Source organism: Natronococcus roseus (genome assembly GCF_043677095.1).
Lineage (GTDB): Archaea > Halobacteriota > Halobacteria > Halobacteriales > Natrialbaceae > Natronococcus > Natronococcus roseus.
The window spans coordinates 268503-288084 of sequence record NZ_JBHLJR010000004.1; the positions used below are offsets into that span (position 1 = coordinate 268503).

Annotated in this window: 17 protein-coding genes; 9 read left to right on the forward strand and 8 right to left on the reverse strand. The window is 68.8% G+C overall.

Annotated elements, in window-relative coordinates; translation table 11 throughout:
- Positions 1-20: 20 nt before the first annotated feature.
- Complete coding sequence (locus tag ACFEMD_RS12450) at positions 21-1298, forward strand: amidohydrolase (protein ID WP_394741313.1); 1278 nt, start codon at positions 21-23, stop codon at positions 1296-1298.
- A 207-nt stretch (positions 1299-1505) separates the two neighbouring features.
- The gene (locus ACFEMD_RS12455) at positions 1506-3137 is read left to right on the forward strand and encodes a M48 family metallopeptidase (RefSeq protein WP_449560124.1); all 1632 of its coding nucleotides are present in this window, start codon (positions 1506-1508) and stop codon (positions 3135-3137) included.
- 26 nt (positions 3138-3163) lie between these two features.
- Here ACFEMD_RS12455 and ACFEMD_RS12460 read toward each other — a convergent pair whose 3' ends face one another.
- The 3 genes from ACFEMD_RS12460 to ACFEMD_RS12470 all read right to left on the reverse strand — a co-directional run bounded on the left by ACFEMD_RS12460 (position 3164) and on the right by ACFEMD_RS12470 (position 7888).
- Positions 3164-4912, reverse strand: a complete 1749-nt coding sequence (locus tag ACFEMD_RS12460) for a gamma-glutamyltransferase family protein (RefSeq protein ID WP_394741315.1) — start codon at positions 4910-4912, stop codon at positions 3164-3166.
- Between the two features lie 160 nt (positions 4913-5072).
- Positions 5073-6266 (reverse strand): DUF4397 domain-containing protein, encoded by a 1194-nt coding sequence (locus tag ACFEMD_RS12465; RefSeq protein WP_394741316.1) that lies wholly within the window; start codon positions 6264-6266, stop codon positions 5073-5075.
- 218 nt (positions 6267-6484) lie between these two features.
- Positions 6485-7888 (reverse strand): geranylgeranyl reductase family protein, encoded by a 1404-nt coding sequence (locus ACFEMD_RS12470; RefSeq protein WP_394741317.1) that lies wholly within the window; start codon positions 7886-7888, stop codon positions 6485-6487.
- A gap of 124 nt (positions 7889-8012) precedes the next feature.
- Here ACFEMD_RS12470 and ACFEMD_RS12475 point away from each other — a divergent pair, with 124 nt between their 5' ends.
- The gene (locus ACFEMD_RS12475) at positions 8013-8339 is read left to right on the forward strand and encodes a 2Fe-2S iron-sulfur cluster-binding protein (protein ID WP_394741318.1); all 327 of its coding nucleotides are present in this window, start codon (positions 8013-8015) and stop codon (positions 8337-8339) included.
- A gap of 379 nt (positions 8340-8718) precedes the next feature.
- Here the strand turns inward: ACFEMD_RS12475 and ftsZ are convergent, their stop codons facing one another.
- The 4 genes from ftsZ to ACFEMD_RS12495 all read right to left on the reverse strand — a co-directional run bounded on the left by ftsZ (position 8719) and on the right by ACFEMD_RS12495 (position 12902).
- Positions 8719-9900, reverse strand: a complete 1182-nt coding sequence (gene ftsZ / locus ACFEMD_RS12480; protein WP_394741319.1) for a cell division protein FtsZ — start codon at positions 9898-9900, stop codon at positions 8719-8721.
- Between the two features lie 157 nt (positions 9901-10057).
- Entirely contained in the window at positions 10058-11377 is a 1320-nt protein-coding gene (locus ACFEMD_RS12485; protein WP_394741320.1) for a D-aminoacyl-tRNA deacylase, read from the reverse strand.
- 60 nt (positions 11378-11437) lie between these two features.
- Entirely contained in the window at positions 11438-11905 is a 468-nt protein-coding gene (locus ACFEMD_RS12490; RefSeq protein ID WP_394741321.1) for an NUDIX hydrolase, read from the reverse strand.
- A gap of 52 nt (positions 11906-11957) precedes the next feature.
- Complete coding sequence (locus ACFEMD_RS12495) at positions 11958-12902, reverse strand: calcium/sodium antiporter (RefSeq protein ID WP_394741322.1); 945 nt, start codon at positions 12900-12902, stop codon at positions 11958-11960.
- A 105-nt stretch (positions 12903-13007) separates the two neighbouring features.
- Here ACFEMD_RS12495 and ACFEMD_RS12500 point away from each other — a divergent pair, with 105 nt between their 5' ends.
- From ACFEMD_RS12500 to ACFEMD_RS12525, 6 genes are all read left to right on the forward strand, one after another.
- Complete coding sequence (locus ACFEMD_RS12500; protein ID WP_394741645.1) at positions 13008-13808, forward strand: shikimate dehydrogenase; 801 nt, start codon at positions 13008-13010, stop codon at positions 13806-13808.
- A 75-nt stretch (positions 13809-13883) separates the two neighbouring features.
- Positions 13884-14633, forward strand: coding sequence for a helix-hairpin-helix domain-containing protein (locus ACFEMD_RS12505; protein ID WP_394741323.1), 750 nt, complete (start codon positions 13884-13886; stop codon positions 14631-14633).
- A gap of 49 nt (positions 14634-14682) precedes the next feature.
- Positions 14683-16218, forward strand: coding sequence for an aminodeoxychorismate synthase, component I (gene pabB, locus ACFEMD_RS12510; protein ID WP_394741324.1), 1536 nt, complete (start codon positions 14683-14685; stop codon positions 16216-16218).
- A gap of 136 nt (positions 16219-16354) precedes the next feature.
- Positions 16355-16984 (forward strand): anthranilate synthase component II, encoded by a 630-nt coding sequence (locus ACFEMD_RS12515; RefSeq protein WP_394741648.1) that lies wholly within the window; start codon positions 16355-16357, stop codon positions 16982-16984.
- Positions 16981-17847, forward strand: a complete 867-nt coding sequence (locus ACFEMD_RS12520; RefSeq protein WP_394741325.1) for an aminotransferase class IV — start codon at positions 16981-16983, stop codon at positions 17845-17847. The genes ACFEMD_RS12515 and ACFEMD_RS12520 overlap by 4 nt, the downstream gene beginning before the upstream one ends.
- Positions 17848-17900: 53 nt before the next feature.
- Entirely contained in the window at positions 17901-18110 is a 210-nt protein-coding gene (locus ACFEMD_RS12525; protein ID WP_394741326.1) for a hypothetical protein, read from the forward strand.
- A gap of 308 nt (positions 18111-18418) precedes the next feature.
- Here the strand turns inward: ACFEMD_RS12525 and ACFEMD_RS12530 are convergent, their stop codons facing one another.
- Positions 18419-19510, reverse strand: coding sequence for a saccharopine dehydrogenase family protein (locus ACFEMD_RS12530; protein ID WP_394741327.1), 1092 nt, complete (start codon positions 19508-19510; stop codon positions 18419-18421).
- Positions 19511-19582 lie beyond the last annotated feature (72 nt).

The window sequence follows — 19582 nt, forward strand, 5'->3', positions numbered from 1 at the left end:
CTCCCTCCCAAGACGGCGCTATGTCCACCGATCCGGACCTCGTTTCGCTGCGCCGAGACCTCCACCGCAAACCCGAACCCGCCTGGCGGGAGTTCTACACCACCGCGCGAATCGTCGAGGAGCTCGAGGACCGCCTCGACCTCGACGAACTCCACGTCGGCCCCGACGCCATCGCGGCCGAACACCGCATGGGGGTCCCCGACGAGGGCGAACTCGATGCGTGGCACGAGCAGGCTCGCGAGCACGGCGCTGACGAGGCCGTCCTCGACTCCCTCGAGGGCGGCTATACGGGCGCCGTCGGCGTCCTCCGGAAGGGGGAGGGGCCGACGGTCGGCCTTCGGGTCGACATCGACGGACTTCCCCAGCCCGAGTCCGAGGACCCCGACCACCTGCCAGTCGCCGAGAGCTTCCGTTCCGAACACGACGACGCGATGCACGCCTGCGGCCACGACGCCCACGCGACGATCGGGATCGGCGTCCTCGAAGCGATCGCCGAGAGCGACTTTTCGGGGACGCTGAAGGTCTTCTTTCAGCCCGCCGAGGAGGTCGTCGGCGGCGGGAAGTCGATGGCCAAAAGCGCACACCTCGCCGACGTCGACTACCTGCTCGGGCTCCACGTCGGACTCGACCACCCCACCGGCGAGATCGTCGCCGGCATCGACGGCTTCCTCGCAGTGCGACACCTCGAGGCGACGTTCACCGGCGAGCCGGCCCACGCGGGCGGCCACCCCGAGCAGGGTCGCAACGCCGTCCAGGCGATGGCGACGGCCGTCCAGAACTGCTACGGCATTCCGCGCCACAGCGACGGCCCAACGCGGATCAACGCGGGCGTCGTCGAGGGCGGCAGCGCCGCGAACGTCATCCCCGAGGAGGCCCGCATCGTCGCCGAGGTGCGAGGCGAGACGACCGAACTCATGGAGTACATGTACGAGAAGGCCGAGCGCGTGATGCGATCGGCAGCCGAGATGCACGACTGCGAGGTCGACCTCGAGATCGGCGCGGCCGCGCCAAGCGCCACGAGCGACCAGGCGCTCGTCGACGTCGTCGCCGACGTCGCCGGTAGCGTCGACGGCGTCGAGAACGTCCTCGAGCGCGACGAACTCGGCGGCAGCGAGGACGCCACCTTCCTCATGCAGGAGGTCCAGCAAAACGGCGGCCTGGCGTGTTACGTCGGCGTCGGGACCGACCACCCCGGCGGCCACCACACCTCGACGTTCGACGTCGACGAGGCGAGCCTCGGCCACGGGATCGAGACGGTCGCAGGCGCGATCGAACGGATCGGACGGGACCGTCCCTGACGGAGTCCTCCCGCTACCGCCGATCACAACACCGGATCGAACGCACCTGTCCGTCAGGTGATCTTTATCACCTTCCGACCGAAACGATCGAGTAGTGATTCGAACCTGCTCGCGACCACGCTGTTCGTCCTCCGTCCGTCGAGCGCGTTCCCGGAGCGTGATCGAGCCGTGAGTTCGACCCGCGTCCGGCTCGGTCTCTGGGCACGCATGGCCCTCGCCTCGGCACTCTGTCTCCTGCTGGTCGGCGCCGTCGTCGGCGCCGGACTGGTGCTCGTCGCCGTCCCGGTCGCCGGCTTCGTCTGGTACGCGGTCGACGTCCTCGCGCTCGTCCTTCCGGTTTCGGTCGCGGCGACGCTCGCGGTCGCGACCGTCGCTCTCTCGCTGTTCGCCGTCGAACTAGCTCTTCGATCGCTTCGGACGGCCCGGGAGAACGCGGATTCGGTGCGACCCGGTCCGATCGCGGAGGGCGTCGTCGAGCTGGGCGCGTACGTCCTCTTGCTCTCCTCGCTGCTCGTCGCCCTTGCTACCCTGCCGTTCGCTCGCGAGGTCCTCCCGCCGGCGATCTTCGCCGCGCTCGTCGTGTTCGGCGCCTTCTACCTGCTCACGATCTCGTACGTCTGGGCCGCTCGAGCCTGGGTCCGCTCGCGAAGCAACGACGCGGATCGGCTCGAGCGAAGCGCCGTCGGCGACCAGCTGCTCGTCGCCGTCCTCGCCGTCGGCTACATGAGCCTCGCGTACTCGGCGCTGTTCGCCGTCGTGCTCGTGGTCGCCCTCGTCGGGATCGGTCTGGGCGCGATACTCGCACCCGGCGCGCTCGACGTCGCCCGGGATCGGCTCGTGGAATACGTCGAGGATGAGAGCGAGGCAGCGGTCGGATCCGAGGAGCCGTACTACGGCATCGCCGACGAGGCCCGGCGACTCGCGGCCCGTCTCGAGCGCGCGCCCGGCCCGCGGCCGCCGCTTCTCGTCGCTCTCGGCGGTGTCGTCGTCCTCGCGGGGAGCTACGCGGCGACGACGATCTGGCCGTTCGAAGCGCTGGCCGTCGCCGTCGGCGCGGTCGCCGCGTCGACGTTCGTCGGCGGTCACTTCGTCGGCGCAGTTCGCGGCGAGTTCGGTGGCGACGCCGCCGTCCTTCGGAGCCTCGAGTTCGAGGGCGATCACGACCGCGACCCGGTCGCCGAAGCGACCGTGGACGACCGCGAACTGGCCGACGTCCGGACGACCGTCGCGCGCCTCGCCGGGCAGACGGACGTTCCGGCTCCCGACGTTCGGCTCGTCGACCGACGGACGCCGACCGCGCTCGCCGTCGGCTATCGTCCCGCGACGTCGACGATCGTGCTCTCGCGAGGGATCGTGGACTCGCTCGAGGGCCGCGAACTCGAGGCCGTGCTGGCTCACGAGCTCGCCCACGTCGCGAACCGCGATGCGGCCGTGCTGACCGCGCTGTCGGCGCCCGGCAGCGTCGCGCGGACGGCGACCGGTCGGTACGGGTTCAATCCGGTGCTCGAGCCCCTGGCGATGCTTACGAACGCAGTCAGCCGCGCCGCCGTCGCGTTCGTCGCCCGGGGTCGGGAGTACGCGGCCGACGACGCGGCCGTCGCGATCACGGGCGATCCCGCGGCGCTCGCCAGTGCGCTCGAGACGCTCGACACCGATCTCGAGCGTCGTCCCTCGAGCGATCTCCGGGAGCGGGATCTCACGACGGCGTTCTCGATCGTTCCGCCGCCGTGGGAGAAACACCGATTCTTCGACCGGACGCGACGCCTCGTGGCTCGCGGACTGTTCGGGACCCATCCCGCGACCGAGCGCCGGATCGATCGGCTCCGGGTTCGCACGTAGGGACCAGCCCGCGGGCCCGTCAGCGCTTAGCTCGAGCCGTCGTGGCTCGCCCGCGATACCGCTCCCTCGGCCGTGGAGTGTCGCGGCTCGGCGCCGACCTGGAGGTCGTCGTCCTCGAGAACGATCGCGTTCCCGGTGCCAAACATGCCGGCACCCTCCTCGAGGTCGTGGCCTCTGTCCTCGAGGTCCTCGCGGACGCTCTCGGGGAACTCGGTCTCGATCTGGAGGGTGTCGTCGGCCTCGTAGGGGTAATCCGTCGAGGGGAAGGCGGTGCTGACGAACCGCGGGCGGTCGACCGCCGTCTGGGCGCCCAGCCCGAACTCGGCGACGTTGAGAAACTGCTGGGTCTGACCCTGCGGCTGGGTGTCGACGCCGGTGACGCCGCCCAGCACGTACGGGTCGCCGTCCCGGAGCGCCATGTAGGGGTTCGAGGTGTGTCGAACGGCGTAGCCGGGCGTCAATCGGTTCGGGTCGTCGTCCTCGAGCGCGAGCATCCGCATGCGGTTGTTGACGTGGATGCCGGTGTCGCCGATCACGAGGAACTGCGCGCCCAGGCTGGTCGTCACCGCGGCCGCGTTGCCCTCGTCGTCGACGACGTGAAACGTGGTGGTGTGGTCGGCGTCGGTCTCCTCGAGTCCGGTGTCGATCGGCCACTCCATGGCCTCGTCGGGGTCGATTCGGTCGCGCTGGTCAGCAGCGTACTCCTCCTCGAGCAGGTCCTCGATGGGGACCTCGACCCGATCGGGGTCGCCGACGTGGTGGTACCGATCCGCGAACGCGAGCTTGATCGCCTCGGCCTGGAGGTGGACCGCGTCGGCGTCGCCCGGCTCGAGGTCGTCGAAGTCGAACTCCTTCAGAACGTTCAGCGCCAGCAGCTGGGTGATCCCCTGGCTGTTGGGCGGGTTCTGGTAAACCTCGAGGTCCTCGTCGTACGCGACTGAGAGCGGCTCGACGATCTCGGCTTCGAACTCGCGGAACTCCTCGAGCGTCAGGTAGCCGCCGTGCTCGTCGGAGTGGTCGACGATGGCCTCGGCGATCGGCCCGCGGTAGAAGTAGTCCCGTGCGGCCCGGATCCCGTCCGATCGGTCGTCCCCGTCGGCGTAGGCGTCGGCGAGCGAGTCGAACGTGTCCGCCATCGCGTCCTGGGTGACGGTGTCGCCCTCCTCGAGGAGGTTGCCGTCGTCGCGATAGATGTCGGCCGCGGCGGGTCGGTCCGCGATCAGATCGGCCTCGTCGGCGAGCCAGCCCGCCATCTCCGGGCTGACGGGATACCCCTCCCGGGCGAGGGTGATCGCGGGCTCGAGGACGTCCCCGAGATCCAGGTTGCCGTACTCGGCGAGCCACAGCATCCAGCCGTCCCAGGCGCCGGGAACGACGGCCTGGTGGATCCCCGCCTCGTCCGCGCGCTCCTCGTAGTCCTCGGGCGTCGCCTCGAGGCCGGCGGGACCGACGCCGTCGAGGCTGGTCACCTCGTCGGCCTCGGCGTCGTAGTACAGCGCCCAGGTCCCCCCGCCCAGCGCCGAGGAGAACCAGGGTTCGACCACGCTCAGGGCGCAGGCGACGGAAACGGCTGCGTCGGCGGCCGTCCCGCCGTCCTCGAGAGTCTCGAGGCCGGCCTCGGTCGCCAGGTGGTGTTGTGAGACGACGGCCCGCTGGTCTCCCTCCGCCCGTTCTTCGGGTCCGTCGCTCGAGAATCCGGCACAGCCGGCGAGACTCACGGCGCCGGCTCCGGCGCTCGTTACCAGCAATTCCCGACGGCGAACGTTCGTGCCCATACCGGAGGCCGGCGACGCGGGAACAAAAGCGAACGGGACGGTTCGAACCGTAGCGAAACGTTACGGTCCGCACGAGAACGAGACTGGAGCGTCCTCGAGCGAACCGGTAGCGGTCGATTGGCCGTCTCAGACGGTCGGAGACGGCGTCGGTGTCGACCGATCAGTAGTCGTCGTCGTAATCGTCGTCTTCGTCGTAATCGTCGTGGTCGTCCTCGTCGTCCATCGCCTCGTCGCCCTCGACGACGTGAATCTCGCCGACCATATCCTGGGCCTCGTGGGGTTCACAGACGTACTCGTAGGTCCCCTCCTGCTCGAAGGTGTGCTCGTACGTCGCGCCCGCGTCGAGGTTCTCGGATTCGCCCTCCCAATCGGCGCCGTCGGGAACCGACGTCGGGACCACGTTGTGGCCGTCGGAGTCCCAGACGAACTCGACGGTCGTTCCGGCCTCGACCTCGAGTTCCTCCGGATCGAAGACGAGGTCGCCATCGGGACCGACGGTAACGGTTTCGCCGTCGGCTATCTCGTCTTCCTCCTCCTCGTCGGTTTCGTCCTCGTCGTCGGGTGCGGCGTCGAGGACGACCTCGAGGTCGAAGGGCTCGTCGGCGGGTGCGGCGTCGGGGTCGAGGTAGCCGACCGCGAACGCGGAGTAGACGTTCCCGGCTTCGGGGCTGACTTCGAAGGTCGCGACGACGTCGCCGTCGTTGCACTCCGTCGCGGGTCGCACTTCGAGGCAGTAGTCACCCGGCGGTACTTCGAGCGCCCCTGCCTCGCCGAAGGCGACGTCCTCGAACAGCACCATCTCGCCGTCGTCGACGGTGACGTCGACGGCCGGCGCGTCGGGCGACGCGTGGACGAGGCGAACCCGGGCGTCCTCGCCCGGATCGCTCACGTCGTCCTCGAGAACGGCCGGTTCGAACGGCTGGTCCTCCTCGCTCAGTTCGCCTAGCGCGGCGATCGTGAACGCGCCCTCGGCGAGCTCGAGTTCCTCGTCGAAAACCACCGTATCGGGATCCTCCGCCGCCGAGATCGAGACGCTCGTGGCTCCGACTGGCAGCTCGAGATACTCGCTGACCGCGCGGAACGGCACGTCCTCGAGGACGGTGTCACCCTCGACGCTCACGTCGACGTTCGGCGCGTCCGGCGAGAGATGGGCTGCTCGTACCTGCGCGACCTCCCCTTCGTCGTCGTGGTCGTCGTACTCATCGTCGTGATCGTCGTAGTCGTCGTACTCGTCGTACTCGTCGTCGTCCCCCCCGTGCTCGTCGCTCGTCCCGCTGAAACTGGTCGCAACCAGCCCGGCTCCGGTGGCTCCGATCAGCGTTAGCGTGCGTCTGCGGGTATGTCCTTGCGACATAGACACATGTTGGGCGTTAGCAATATTATCGATCACCCCTAACGAAGTAGGAAGACGAGAAGCCGCGAGACTGGTTTAGCGTGTGGTCTGGCGGGCAACGAGTTTCCCGTACGTCCCGAGCACGCGACGATTACCTGAGAGGAGAGACGGTAAGTAGGTCGCCTCGGAGCGACGGCACCGCGTCACAGCTGCGTCGCTCGCCGAGCCAGAGTGCCACTCTAGTACTTGGGATCGGCACCAGTCGTCTCGTACACCGCCTCCATCAGGTCATCGCGGCGATCCTGCCAGCTGTCGAGCGCGCCGGGATGCGAGGGGTAGTGACCGTAGTGTGCGAGCAGGTCGTCCGCACACTGCTTCGTCCGGTAGAGCGTCCAGATCGTCCCCCAGTGGTCGCGGCTCTTGAGCATCGCCTCGAGCTTGAGCTTCGTGCCGATGTCCGTGCTACCCGAGTACAGCGCCTCGGCGAGCTTGTCGCCGGGCATCGCCGCGAGCAGCCCCATCAGGTCGTCGACGTCGACCGCCGTCGAGAGGACGTTGTAGACGTCCAGCGCGGCGTAGCGGGCGCCGAAGTGGTCCATCACCTGCTGGTTGTACTCCCAGAGGGCTCGTTCGCCGACGTCGCCGGCCTCGATCCCCTCGACGGCGGCCTCCGCGGCGTACTTGCCGGCGTAGGCCGCGCCGGCGATCCCCCCGCCCGTCGTGGGGTTGACGTGGCCGGCCGCGTCGCCGACGGCCATGTAGCCCGGGTGGACCGCCGAGTCGTAGGGTCGACGCGTCGGGAGCGCGGCGCCGAGCTTGTCCTCGACCTGCGCCCCCTCGAACTCCGGTCGGCTCCGGAGGTCGCGTTTCAGGCTCTCGACGAGTTTCATCGGCTCCTCGGTCATCTGGAAGCCCAGGCCGACGTTGATTTCGGTTTCCGTGCGCGGGAAGTACCAGAGGTAGCCCGCCGCGCGGTCGGTCGGCTTGAAGACGAGGGCGTCGGACCACTCCACGGGGTCGTCGACGGTGACGACCTCGCGGTAACCCGAACAGAAGTGGGTGTAGTTCACGTTCGTGTCGAACGTCGACCCCGAGAAGTCGACGTGGTCCTGTAACACCGACAGCGAGCCCGCGGCGTCGATGACGACCTCGGCCTCGTACTCGAGCGGTTCGCCCCTCCGCCTCGCCCGAACGCCCGTGACGCGGCCGTTCTCGGCCTGCGTGACGTCCTGGACGACGGTGTCGTAGTGGATCTCCGCGCCCGCGTTCGCGGCGCCCTCGATGACGAGTCTGCCGTACTCCCAGCGGTCGACGACGGCCAGCTCTCCCGGGATCGGGATCTCGAGGACGGTGTCCTCCTGGGGGATCTCGAATCGGCCGTGGTCGACGTCGGTGTTCGTGAACGCGGGCTCGATCTGGGACCGGGGAATCGCGTCGGGGAAGTCCGCCGCGCCTTTCAGGGCGTCCCCGCAGGCGATGTGGCCCGCCTCTTCCTCGGACTTGCGCTCGAGGAGGACGACGTCGTACCCCTCGCGTGCGACGGTGGCTGCGGCGTAGCTGCCGGCGGTGCCGGCGCCGACGACGACGACGTCCGCCGATCGGGTTCCGGACGTCTCGGCGGCCGACCGTTCCTGCGTACTCATATGGAACAGTGTGGATCCCGGGGTAAGAAAACGTTTTATGTGCGGTACGGCGGGCCGATAACGGCGGATTCGTCACAGCGGGAGCTAATAAAGAGTTTTGTCGGGGTCGTTCGTATCGCTCCGTATGACCGAGTACACCGTCGAGTTCGTCGGCACGGGGGAGACGATCACCTGCACGGACAAGCAGACGATCCTCAGCCGCTGTCTCGAGGAGGGGATCGCCCAGGAGTTCTCCTGTCGGGTCGGGATGTGTCTGGCCTGTACCGCCGAGATCCTCGAGGGGGAGGTCACCCAGCCCGCGGCTCGCGGGTTCACCGAGGAGGAAGCCGAGAACTACGCGCTGACCTGCATGGCCCGGCCGCAGTCGGATCTAAAACTCGAGCGCGGGAAGTACCCCCCGAGCATCGAGGACGACCTCGCGGGCGACGAACCGGCGACAGCCGACGACTGAGGCATTTGCTGTAACAGTAGTTGGGAGTACGATCTCGTTATTCGGAGGTCCCCGGAAAACTCGCGCTGCATACAGGCGAAGGCGATACCGCTGCAGTCGCACCACAAGCGCAGCACCCGCGAGCGACCAGCGGGAGCGAGCGGCTTTTTAGCGTAGATTTTTGCAAGCGGTTCGAGCGACCGCAGGGAGCGAGGACCCGCAGCAAAAAGGTACGTGTGCAGACGTAGTTAGCGAATGGCCAGTTTCAGTTTCGGGCTCGAGGTTGAATACCGAAACCGCGCTACTATCTACTGGAGTGGCCGAAGCTGACGGACGGCGGTCCGTGCGGTGGTCCCGTCGATCGCCGAGTTCTGCGGAGAAGGTTCGAGGAGTCCGTCGATCAGTTGACGAAGTCGATGTCGTCCTCGCCGCGAGCGCCGCCCCGGCCTCGAGCCTGGGAGCCGCGCTCGGGCTGGGTCGGCTCCTCGTCGCCGTTGCCGTAGATCTGTGGCGACTCGACGCCCGTGACGACGATCATCGTCCGCATGCTACCCTCGAGGCTCTCGTCGATCGAGGTCCCCCAGATGATGCGGGCGTCGGGGTCGATCCGGTCGTAGATCTCCTCGACGACGCCCTCCGCTTCCTCGATGGACATGTCGTTGCCGCCGGTGACGTTGACCAGCGCGGAGGTCGCCCCGGAGATGTCGACGTCCAAAAGCGGCGAGCGCAGCGCGGTCTTGACCGAGTCCTCGGCCTTCGCCTCGGAGTCGGACTCGCCGAGGCCGATCATCGCGACCCCGCCGCGTTCCATGACGGTCCGAACGTCGGCGAAGTCGAGGTTGACGAGGCCGGGCTTCGTGATCAGCTCGGTGATCCCCTTCACCGAGCGCATCAGCACCTCGTCGCTGACCTTGAACGCCTGGCGGACGGGCAGTTTGCCCACGGAGTCGAGCAGGCGGTCGTTGGGGACGACGATCACCGTATCGGAAACGTCCCGGAGACGCTCGAGGCCGGCCTCGGCGTTGGTTCGGCGGACCTCGCCCTCCGCGGTAAACGGCGTGGTGACGATCGAGATCGTGAGCGCTCCGGACTCACGAGCGGCCTTCGCGACGACGGGCGCCGAGCCGGTGCCGGTGCCGCCGCCGAGGCCGGCGGTGACGAACACCATGTCGGAGCCGTCGATCGCGCCGGTGATGTCCTCCTGGCTCTCGAGGGCGGCCTCCTCGCCGACCTGCGGGAGCGAGCCGGCGCCCCGGCCGCCGGTCTTGTCCTCACCCATCAGGATCTTGGTGTCGGCCTCGATCTCGACTAAGTGCTGGACGTCGGTGTTCGCGGCGACGAGCTTCGCCCCGTGGATCCCCTCTTCGTGCATGCGGTTGACGGTGTTGCCGCCGGCGCCGCCGCAGCCGACGACCGTGATGTCGGTCTGGAGATCCTGCAGAACGTCCTCGAGTTCGTCGTCGGTCATCGTGCCGCTGTTGTCGACGCCGTTCGCGCCCGACCGGTCCGACCCCGACGCGTCGGGGACGTTCCCCTCCGCGTTCTCGGCCTCGTCGATCGCGTCTTCGATAAGAGAGTCCATTCCTGGGAGCCAGTAGTAGATGGAGCATAATTACCTTTCCCCTACACGTCAGGCGCCCGGAGGCGGGATAAGGCGGGGTTACGTGTCGGGAGTCGAGAACCGATCCACCGCAAGCCACGGCGGACCAACCGGGCACTTCCCTCCGGGACCGAACCGGTCAGTACTCGAACCGGTGGGTGCGCTCGCGGTGGACGACCTCGGGGTCGATCCGTTCGCCGTCGACGGTCACCGCCTCCCCATCCGAGAGTGCGCCGAACGCCGGTCCCTCGGGGACGCCGAGGGTTCGGGCGAGTTCGGGGTCGAACGCCAACTCCTCGGCGACGACGGCGCCGTCCTCGACCGCGACGCGCTCGAACTTCGCCTCGAGAACGTCGGCGACGGCCTCGATAAGCTCCCGTTTCGCGTCGGGATCGGGGAGGGCGACGCGGCTTCCGACGCGGCTGCCGGCGTTCTCGGTCTCGAAGGCGACGGCGTGGCGTTCGAACGACTCCCGGACCCGATCGGGGTCGACGCCCTGGGCGGTCTCGAGCAGCTCCGCGGGCAGCTCGCGGACGACGAACGACTCCTCGCGGCGGTCGCCGAAGCGAACCCCCTCCTCGACCCGGCCGAGCTCGGACTCGACGGCGTCGACGAGCTCGAGCGGGCGGTCGCCGACCGCGCGCAGCCAGGTCTCGCCGACGATCCGGTGATCGAGGTCGGCGAGGAGCTCCTCGAGAACGGGCCACTCGCCGTCGAGAACTGCGAGGTCGGCATCGCTCGCCTCGAAGGATCGCTCGATGACCTCGCGGTGGTTCTCGGGGTGGCCCATCGCCTCGAGCGCCCAGTCGGCGGCGATGTGCCCGACCGTCCACTCGGTGTCCTCGACGACCCGTTGGAAGCGGGGCGCGTAGTGGTTCCCCCCGAAGCCGACGACCTGCCTGTCGCGGTGGGCGTCGACCCCGCGGAGCTCGAGGATCGCCCGCGCGACGGCCGCGGCGCCGTCGGGGTCGTCCCACTGCTCGTCGTCGCTGCCCAGCTCCGCGAACAGCGAGGGGCAGCCGACGTCGCTCGGACCGTGGTGGGTACACTCCATCCCGACGTCGTACCCCTCGGGCGCGTAGGTCTCGAAGGCGGCGAGCAGCTCGGCGAGGGCGTTCGGACAGGCCTCGGCGAGAGCGTCGTCCTCGCCGCCGAACTCCGCGGAGCCGAAGCTCCCCGTGAAGTGACCCGTCAGCAAGGCGCCGGTGTCGCCCGAGTGTCGGGAGGCAAAGACCAGCAGCTCGGGGTCGCAGTCGAAGGCCTCGGCCGGCCGCTCCAGGTCGAGGTGGAGGTCGTCGAACGAGCGCAGTTCAGCGCCCTCGAGGCGGTGGTAGGTGCCGCCGCCGTCGGCCGCGGGACGGTCGGGGTCCTCGCGTTCGGTCCAGTCGGCGAGCGAGCGAAGCTGCTCACAGATATGGACGGAGGCACGATCGGCGCGGCTCTCGACGATTGCGATCACGTCGACTCCTCGGGGGCGGCGCCTCGAATACGCTCCGCTTTCGATCGGCAGGGAAGGAACTCAGTCGGAGGCGACCTGTCGGCTCTGGCCGACCGTCGCGGATGGCAGCAGGCCGACGTAGTCATCGAGGTCGAGCGCGAACGCTCGATCGGTCGTCGGCTCGATCCACCGGAACTCGAACTCCGAGCCGTGTTCCTCGCCGCCGTCCCGGACCGTGTGGGTCCAGCGGTCTCGGGGTTCGTGGACGGTCGCGTGGAAGAAGTGGCGGACGTAACACTTCGGCGGGGACTGGCGCCGAACCCAGATGTCCGTCGTGAGGTGTTCGGTTCCCTGCAGCGTCGCGAGACCGCTCTCCTCGCGTACCTCGCGGAACACCCCCTCTCGAGGCGACTCGTCGCCCTCGAGGGTGCCCTTCGGAATCTGCAGGCCCTCATGCCCCGGGCCTTCGAAGACGAGCAACTCGCCCGTCTCCCGGGTGATGTACGCACAGGCCTTCCCGACGTACGTGGTTTCTTTCGATTCGCTCATACGTTTCGTACAAGGGGCATCCCGTAAAGTCCACTCCCAAATCCTTTGGGCACTACGGGACGAGCAGGTAGAGGAAGCCGGCGTAGCCGGCGAGGAGAACGGCGCCGTCGAGCCGGGAGAGCCGCCGTCCGTACCCCATCATCGCGACCAGAACGACGGTGAAGCCGACCAGTATCGGGAGCTCGAACCGGAGCGTGCTCGAGGCGATCTCGATGGGGGTGATCAGCGCGACGATGCCGAGCACCGCGAGCACGTTGTAGATGTTCGAGCCGACGACGTTGCCGATCGCGAACCCCGTCTCGCCGCGGACGGCCCCGACGGCGGAGGCGGCGAGTTCGGGGAGCGACGTTCCGAGCGCCAATACGGTGAGCCCGACGAACAGCTCGGAAAAGCCCAGCTCGAGCAGCAGGTCGGTGCCGCCGGCGACGAGCCACCGCGAGCCGCCGACGAGCGCGAGCAGTCCCCCGCCGACGAGCGCGAGATCCCGGAGCGAGACCCCCTCGTTGGCTTCGGGTTTCTCCTCGGCCGGCATCGGGTCGGCGTTGACGTAGTACAGCAGGTAGGCGGTGAATCCGGCGAGCACCAGCAGGAAGATCGCTCCCTCGAGCCGGCCGATCCGACCGTTCGCGCCGAAGACGACCAACAGTAGCGCCGCGAATACCATGAAGGGAACGTGACGCTTCATGACGGTCTCGCTGACCGACAGCGGCCTGATGAGGGCGGCGACGCCGAGTACCAGCCCCACGTTCGCGATGTTCGACCCCAGAACCGCGCCCAGTCCGATGTCGGTAGAGACGTCGAGGGCGCCGATCGTCGCGACGAACAGCTCCGGGGCGGTCGTCGCGAACGCGATCACCGTGACGCCGACGGTCGCCGCCCGGAGGCCGATCCCGAGCGCGAGGCGGCCGGCCCCGGCGACCAGCAGCTCCGCACCGGCGTACAGCGCGACGATCCCGGCTCCCAACAGGAGCACGGAGACCCCGGTCTCCGACAGCATACCGGTCGCTACTCGAGACCGTGGGATAAGCGACCCGGAACCCCACCGAAGCGCTGCCGGAGCCACACCCGTTATACGCCCGCTCGCTCGAGTCGACGTATGGCCATGGACGTCTACGGACTGATCGGCAACCCGGTCGGCCACTCGCTGTCGCCGCCGATGCACGAGGCCGCCTACGACGAACTCGCACTCGACGCCCGCTACGTCACCTTCGAACCCGCCCCCGACGAGCTCGAGGCGGCGATCCGGGGCGCCGATGCGCTCGGCGTTCGGGGACTGAACGTGACGATCCCCTTCAAACGGGACGCCCTCGAGGTCGTCGCGGCCGACGAGCTGGCGACTCGAATCGGCGCGGTGAACACGATCGACTTCTCCGGCGAGGAACCTACGGGTCACAACACCGACGCCGCCGGCGCGTTGCGCGCACTGCGGGATCACGACGTCGCGCTCGAGGACGCGAGTGCGGTCGTCGTCGGTGCCGGCGGCGCCGGCCGGGCCATCTCGTTCGGCCTTGCGGACGCGGGCGCCGCCGTGACGATCGCGAACCGGACCGAGTCGACGGCACACGAACTCGCCGACGAGGTGCCCGGCGCCGTCGGTCGGGGACTCGAGGACCTCGAGGCGCTCCTCGCCGACGCCGACGTGCTCGTCAACGCGACCAGCGTCGGGATGGAGGAGGACGCGACGCCGGTGCCGGCCGGGGCGCTCCACGGCGAGCTGGCGGTGCTCGACGCGGTGTATCGCCCGCTCGAGACGCGACTGCTTCGGGACGCCGAAGCCGTCGGCGCGACGACGGTCGACGGCGCCTGGATGCTGCTCTACCAGGGCGTCGAGGCGCTCGAGCTGTGGACCGACCGGGAGGCGCCCGTCGGGGCGATGAACGAGGCGCTTCGCTCGAGATTGTAGACGCGACCGGAGGAGCGGTCGTTCACCGCGGGCATCAGGCGAATTTAAGTGGTGCGAGTTAACTATATCCAGCTAATGGCAATCCTCCAAAAGCTGAAGTCGCTGCTGGGGTTCGACGACTCTGGCTCGGAGCGTGGGGACGCTCGGGACGTCGGGGTAACGGTCGAACGAGAGCGCGGGGCCGCCCCCGACGAGGAGTCGGCGGCCGCCGAGACGACGGCTTCGGCCTCGACGGGGTCGATGACCGAGGCGAACGACACACCACACACTGCGGCGGAGCCCGCCGAGGCAGCGGGGCCGACACAGTCGGACGCAACGCCGACCGAATCGAAAGAGCCCGGCGAGAAGGGCGTTCGCGACGAGGAGGTCGTGGACGACGAGTCGGAACTCGAGGCCGACTCCGAGACCGAGTCTGCAGAACCGGCCGACCCGATCGAGTCGGCCGAATCTGACGATCTCGAGGAGGCGACCGAGACTGAGACGTCTCCGGACGACTCCGACGCGGCTGCCGAATCCGAACTGGAGGCCGAGTCCGAGACTGAGACGCTGGACGAATCGGAGCCCGAGAGCGAGGCGCCGGACGACCCGGGTACGGAAGCTGAGGCCGAAACCGACGAGCCGGACGACGACGAGACGCCGGACGTTCCGGACGAACCCGTCGACGTTGTCAAGGGGATCGGCCCCGCGTACGCGGATCGGCTGGCCGATGCCGGCGTCGAAACCGTGGCCGAGCTCGCCGATGCCGACGCCGCCCACCTCGAGTCCGAGACCGACATCGCAGAGAAACGCATCCAGGGCTGGATCGACCGGGCGAAGGTCCGCTAATCCTGGAGAGAACCGTACACTGATTAGGGTCACGACCCTCCGCGAGGGTATGAGCGATCCGCGCGTCGTCACGACGGTCGACTCGTTTCGCGCCGCCGCCCGCGGCGGCCTCGACGGCGACGGGGTAGCGGCCGCCCGCGTTCCGGTCACGGTTCGTCTCTCCGTCTCCGATCCCTTTCTCGCGTATCGCAGCGCCCGCGACGGCGACGGCGGTGTCTACCTCGAGACCACCGGCGGCCAGCCCGGCTGGGGGTACTTCGGCACCGATCCCGTAGACGGGCTCACCGTCGGCCCGGACGCGGTCGCGCGGAACCGAAGCGGCGAGTCGCCGACGCTTTCAGCACTCGAGGGCGTCCTCGCGGACGAGGACCTGGTCCGCGGGGACTGCGAGGTTCCCTACCCCTGCGGCGCCGTCGGCTGGCTCTCTTACGATATCGTCCGCGAACTCGAGGAGCTGCCAGCGTCGGCGATCGACGACCGCGGGCTCCCACGCCTCGAGGTCGCCGTCTACGACCGGCTGGCGGCCTGGGAGGAGCCGACGGCCGACGACGAGGCGACCGAACTCCGGATCACGGCCTGTCCGCGCGTCGAGCTCGGCGACGACCTCGAGGACGCCTACGATCGGGGTCGGGAGCGAGCGCTCGAGCTCGCCCGGAGCTGCCTCGAGGGCGACCCTGCGATCGGCGACCCGCCTGTCGCGACCGACGAGGCGACCTTCGAGAGCGACTGCGGCCGCGAGGCCTTCGCGGACCGCGTTCAGCGAGTCAAGGAGTACGTCCGGGACGGCGACACCTTCCAGGCGAACATTTCCCAGCGGCTGGTCGCGCCCGCCGCGGTCCACCCCGTTGCGGCCTACGACGCGCTCCGGCGGGTGAATCCGGCGCCGTACTCGGGACTGCTCGAGTTTCGCAGCGCCGATCTGGTGAGCGCAAGTCCGGAACTGCTGCTTGAGCGAGACAGCGAGTTCGTTCGAACGGAGCCCATCGCGGGAACTCGTCCGCGCGGAGCGACTCCGGAGGAGGACGCCGAGCTCGAGGCCGACCTGCTCGCCGACGAGAAGGAACGCGCCGAGCACGCGATGCTCGTCGACCTCGAGCGAAACGACCTCGGGAAGGTCAGCGCGTACGGCAGCGTCGACGTCGAGGAGTACCGTCGGATCGACCGCTACTCGGAGGTAATGCACCTCGTCTCGGACGTCACCGGCCGACTCCGTTCGGACGCGACGCTCGCCGACGCCGCCGCGGCGATGTTCCCCGGCGGGACGATCACGGGCGCGCCCAAACCCCGGACGATGGAGATCATCGACGAGCTCGAGGCGACCCGCCGAGGTCCGTACACCGGTAGCGTCGGCATCTTTGGCTTCGACGGGCGAGCGACGCTGAACATCGTCATCCGGACGCTCGTCCGTCACGACGAGGAGTATCACCTTCGCGTGGGCGCGGGGATCGTCCACGACTCGGATCCCGACAGCGAGTACGACGAGACCCTCGACAAGGGGCGGGCGCTGATCAACGCCATCGACGACGCGCTTGGGGAGCGAGCCGGAATGGGCCTCGAGGGCGCTGGGGGTGAGGACGATGAGTGACGAACACAGCAGCCGCTCGCTCGGGTCCGCGAGCGAGCGGCCCAACGACCGACCGGAGGGAGGGAGGCAGGGTTTTCATCAACGTTTTGCCAGCGAACGAGCGTCAGCGAGTGAGCGCAGCAAAAGGTTGCTGGTCATCGACAACTACGACTCCTTCGCGTACAACCTCGTCCAGTACGTCGGCGAAGTTGCCGACGAGGTCGTAGTCAGACGGAACGACGAGATCGACCTCGAGAGCGTCCGCGAACTCGATCCGACAGGGATCGTCGTCTCGCCCGGCCCCGGAACCCCCCAGGAGGCGGGGATCTCGATCCCGCTGTTCGCCGAAACCAACTACCCGATCCTCGGGGTCTGTCTGGGCCACCAGGCGCTGTGTGCGGCCGAGGGCGCCCCGGTCGTCCACGCCCCCCACGTCGTCCACGGCAAGCCCTCGCGGATCTCCCACGACGGTTCGGGGCTGTTCGACGGACTCCCCGAACGGTTCCAGGTCGGGCGCTACCACTCGCTTGCCGTCGAGCGCGAGGACCTCCCCGACAGCCTCGAGGAGACGGCCCGAACCGCCGACGAGCGGGGCGTCCTGATGGCGGTTCGTCACCGGGAAAAGCCGCAGCTGGGCGTGCAGTTTCACCCAGAGAGCATCCTCACTCGCGACCCCGAGGAGGACGCCAATGGGGAAATTTCGCTTTCGGTCGGCAAGCGGATGGTCGAGAACTTCTGTCGGTTCGCCGCCGACCACGAGCGATCCGACTCGCGGGGCGAGCGATGAGCGACCGACTGTACCACGTCGACGGCGAGCTCGTTCCCGCCTCGGAGGCGACCGTCAGCGTCGACGACCGCGGCTTTCGCTACGGCGACGCCGCCTTCGAGACCCTGCGGACCTACGGCGGGACCGTCCTCGACTGGGCGGCCCACCGCGAGCGCCTCGAGGGAACCTGCGACGCCCTCTCCCTCGAGCACGGCCTTTCGGGGAGCGAACTCCGGGACCGAATCGACGAGACGCTCGCGGCGAACGACCTCGCGGACGCCTACGTCCGGCTCTCGGTCACCCGCGGGGTCCAGCCGGGCAAGCTCACCCCCCAGCCCGAGGTCGATCCGACGGTCGTCGTCTACGCCAAACCGCTCCCCCGGGGCGGACTCGAGGGCGACCCCGTCTGGAACGGGCCCGCGACGGTCCGCAGCGTCGAGACCCGACGGATCCCCGACGCGGCGCTGCCCTCGAGTGCGAAAACCCACAACTACCTCAACGGGATCCTCGCGCGGGCGGAACTCGAGGGCGAGGCCGACGAGGCGCTGCTCTCGGATCTCGAGGGGAACGTCGCCGAGGGCGCGACGAGCAACCTGTTTTTCGTCCGCCACGGGACGGTCTGTACCCCCACGACGGACGGCGACGTCCTGCCCGGGATCACCCGAAAGACGGTCCTCGAGCTGGCTCGAGGGGCCGACCTCCCGGTCGAGGAGGGGAGCTACGGACTGGCCGAGGTCCTCGAGGCCGACGAGGCCTTCCTCACGAACCGCACCTGGGAGCTGCGACCGATCGGCTCGCTGGACGGGGTCGACCTCGGCGGCGGACCGGTGACGGATCGCCTCTCGAGGCTGTACGACGAGCGCGTCGAAAGCGCCTGTTACTGATCGATCGGTGCGCGGACCGAAACTGTCAGTGTGTTGTACGAACCACTATTCGTATGGACAAACCCAAAAAGAGCGTGGACGTCTTCGCCCTGGAGATGACGGTTATCTTCCTGGCTCCACCACTCGGTTTGGGTGCGTTTCTCGCCGTCCTCGGCGAGCCCGCGGACTTCCTGCCCGGGTTCGGCGTCGGCCTGATCGTCGGGGTCAGCGCGGCCAGTCTGCGCAACGAGATCCGCGGGGCTCGAGACGCGAGCGACGACTGACCGGGACGGGTCCCCGCCTTGTGCCGTGGGGAGCCACGACACGCGAACCGACCCGCTCGTTCACGGCCTGCGAATCGGACCGTTCCGATCCGCAACGGCGAGGCCGACCCCCACGCCGATCACAATAGGGAAGGAGCGCGTCGGGTCGAACCGACCGAACAGCAGCAGCTCGAAACTCGAGAGAGACACGAACGCGAAGGTCGCCCAGGGGAAGACAGGACGGACGAACGAACGGATCATTCGGCTCGAGGGATGATTCGGCTCGCGATACCGTTTCGGGCTCTCGGCACCGAGGGTTTCGAGGGTGATCAGTCGGCCGGTTCGGGCACCGCCGATCCCTCGGCGTCGGCCTCGAGGAGCTCCCGTTCGACGCCCGCGAGTTCCGTGACGAACGCCGAGCCGAACGCGCTGGCCGGGGTCTGGAACCCGTTCTCGACGCCGTCCTCGAGGAGATGTTCGACGGCGCTGACCGCGGCATCGGCCGTCAGTGCGTACGGGTTGGGCGTCCGGAGGCGGCCGCTGCGGCGCTCGCCGCTGTCGTCGTCGACGACCTCGCCCCAGACGGTCGCGGATTCGGTCGCCAGGGCCGTCCCGTCGGGACCGTCGAGGAGGGCGTCGATCGCGCGGGTCGCCGCGCGTTCGACCGACGGCCGCTCGAGGAGCCACCCCAGCGAGTCGGTCGCCGACAGCAGCGGCTTGCTCCACTCGGGGACGGCGCCGTAGACCTCGACCGTCTCGATTCCGGTCGTGTGGGCCGCGGTGATGACGTCGCCCAGCGGGATCGTCACGGCGTGTTCGGGACCCTCACCGAAGTCGATCTTCCGGCTGCGGAAGGCCGCGGGAACGCTGAGTAGCCGTCCATCCCGACGGATGACGCCTCCTTCCCCGGCCAGTTCGACGAACGTCCGGGCGGTTCCCGGGGAGAAGCCGTACTCGCTCTTGACGCCCAGCTGAAGCCGATCGGCGGTCGGCAGGCGCTCGTGGAGCATCGCGGCCAGACAGTCGGTCGGGACGACGTCGAACCCGACCCCGGGGAGCAGCGTGATCCCCGCCGCGCTGGCGGTCTCCCCGTACTGGCGGAGGCGTTCGAACACCGGGAACTCGCCAGTAATGTCGAGGTAGTCCGTTCCCGCCTCGAGACAGGCCAACACGAGCGGTTCGGCGGTTCGCTCGAACGGGCCGGCGCAGTTCAACACGGCGTCGAACGCATCGAGATCGTCCTCGAGCCGGCCGTCCGTTAGGTCGATCGCCCGTCCTCCGAGGTCGAGGTCCTCGGCCTGTTGGGCGACCCGTTCCCCGTCGCGCCCGGCGAGGGTCGGCGAGCCGCCGCGAGCCACGGCCTCGCGGGCGATCAGCCGGCCGGTGTAGCCGTACGAGCCGTAGATGAGGAGGGAGTCCATGGCAGTCGTTGGGGGTTCGGCGTGTTAAAACTCCGTCAGACGGTCTCGAAACGTTCACGAGCGCTGACTCGT

Excerpts from the sequence above, each read along its gene's own strand:
- ACFEMD_RS12450 (WP_394741313.1), top strand. The coding sequence starts at position 21 with ATGTCCACCGATCCGGACCTCGTTTCGCTGCGCCGAGACCTCCACCGC.
- ACFEMD_RS12455 (WP_449560124.1), top strand. The coding sequence starts at position 1,506 with ATGGCCCTCGCCTCGGCACTCTGTCTCCTGCTGGTCGGCGCCGTCGTC.
- ACFEMD_RS12460 (WP_394741315.1), bottom strand. The coding sequence starts at position 4,912 with ATGGGCACGAACGTTCGCCGTCGGGAATTGCTGGTAACGAGCGCCGGA.
- ACFEMD_RS12465 (WP_394741316.1), bottom strand. The coding sequence starts at position 6,266 with ATGTCGCAAGGACATACCCGCAGACGCACGCTAACGCTGATCGGAGCC.
- ACFEMD_RS12470 (WP_394741317.1), bottom strand. The coding sequence starts at position 7,888 with ATGAGTACGCAGGAACGGTCGGCCGCCGAGACGTCCGGAACCCGATCG.
- ACFEMD_RS12475 (WP_394741318.1), top strand. The coding sequence starts at position 8,013 with ATGACCGAGTACACCGTCGAGTTCGTCGGCACGGGGGAGACGATCACC.
- ftsZ (WP_394741319.1), bottom strand. The coding sequence starts at position 9,900 with ATGGACTCTCTTATCGAAGACGCGATCGACGAGGCCGAGAACGCGGAG.
- ACFEMD_RS12490 (WP_394741321.1), bottom strand. The coding sequence starts at position 11,905 with ATGAGCGAATCGAAAGAAACCACGTACGTCGGGAAGGCCTGTGCGTAC.
- ACFEMD_RS12495 (WP_394741322.1), bottom strand. The coding sequence starts at position 12,902 with ATGCTGTCGGAGACCGGGGTCTCCGTGCTCCTGTTGGGAGCCGGGATC.
- ACFEMD_RS12500 (WP_394741645.1), top strand. The coding sequence starts at position 13,008 with ATGGACGTCTACGGACTGATCGGCAACCCGGTCGGCCACTCGCTGTCG.
- ACFEMD_RS12505 (WP_394741323.1), top strand. The coding sequence starts at position 13,884 with ATGGCAATCCTCCAAAAGCTGAAGTCGCTGCTGGGGTTCGACGACTCT.
- pabB (WP_394741324.1), top strand. The coding sequence starts at position 14,683 with ATGAGCGATCCGCGCGTCGTCACGACGGTCGACTCGTTTCGCGCCGCC.
- ACFEMD_RS12520 (WP_394741325.1), top strand. The coding sequence starts at position 16,981 with ATGAGCGACCGACTGTACCACGTCGACGGCGAGCTCGTTCCCGCCTCG.
- ACFEMD_RS12525 (WP_394741326.1), top strand. The coding sequence starts at position 17,901 with ATGGACAAACCCAAAAAGAGCGTGGACGTCTTCGCCCTGGAGATGACG.
- ACFEMD_RS12530 (WP_394741327.1), bottom strand. The coding sequence starts at position 19,510 with ATGGACTCCCTCCTCATCTACGGCTCGTACGGCTACACCGGCCGGCTG.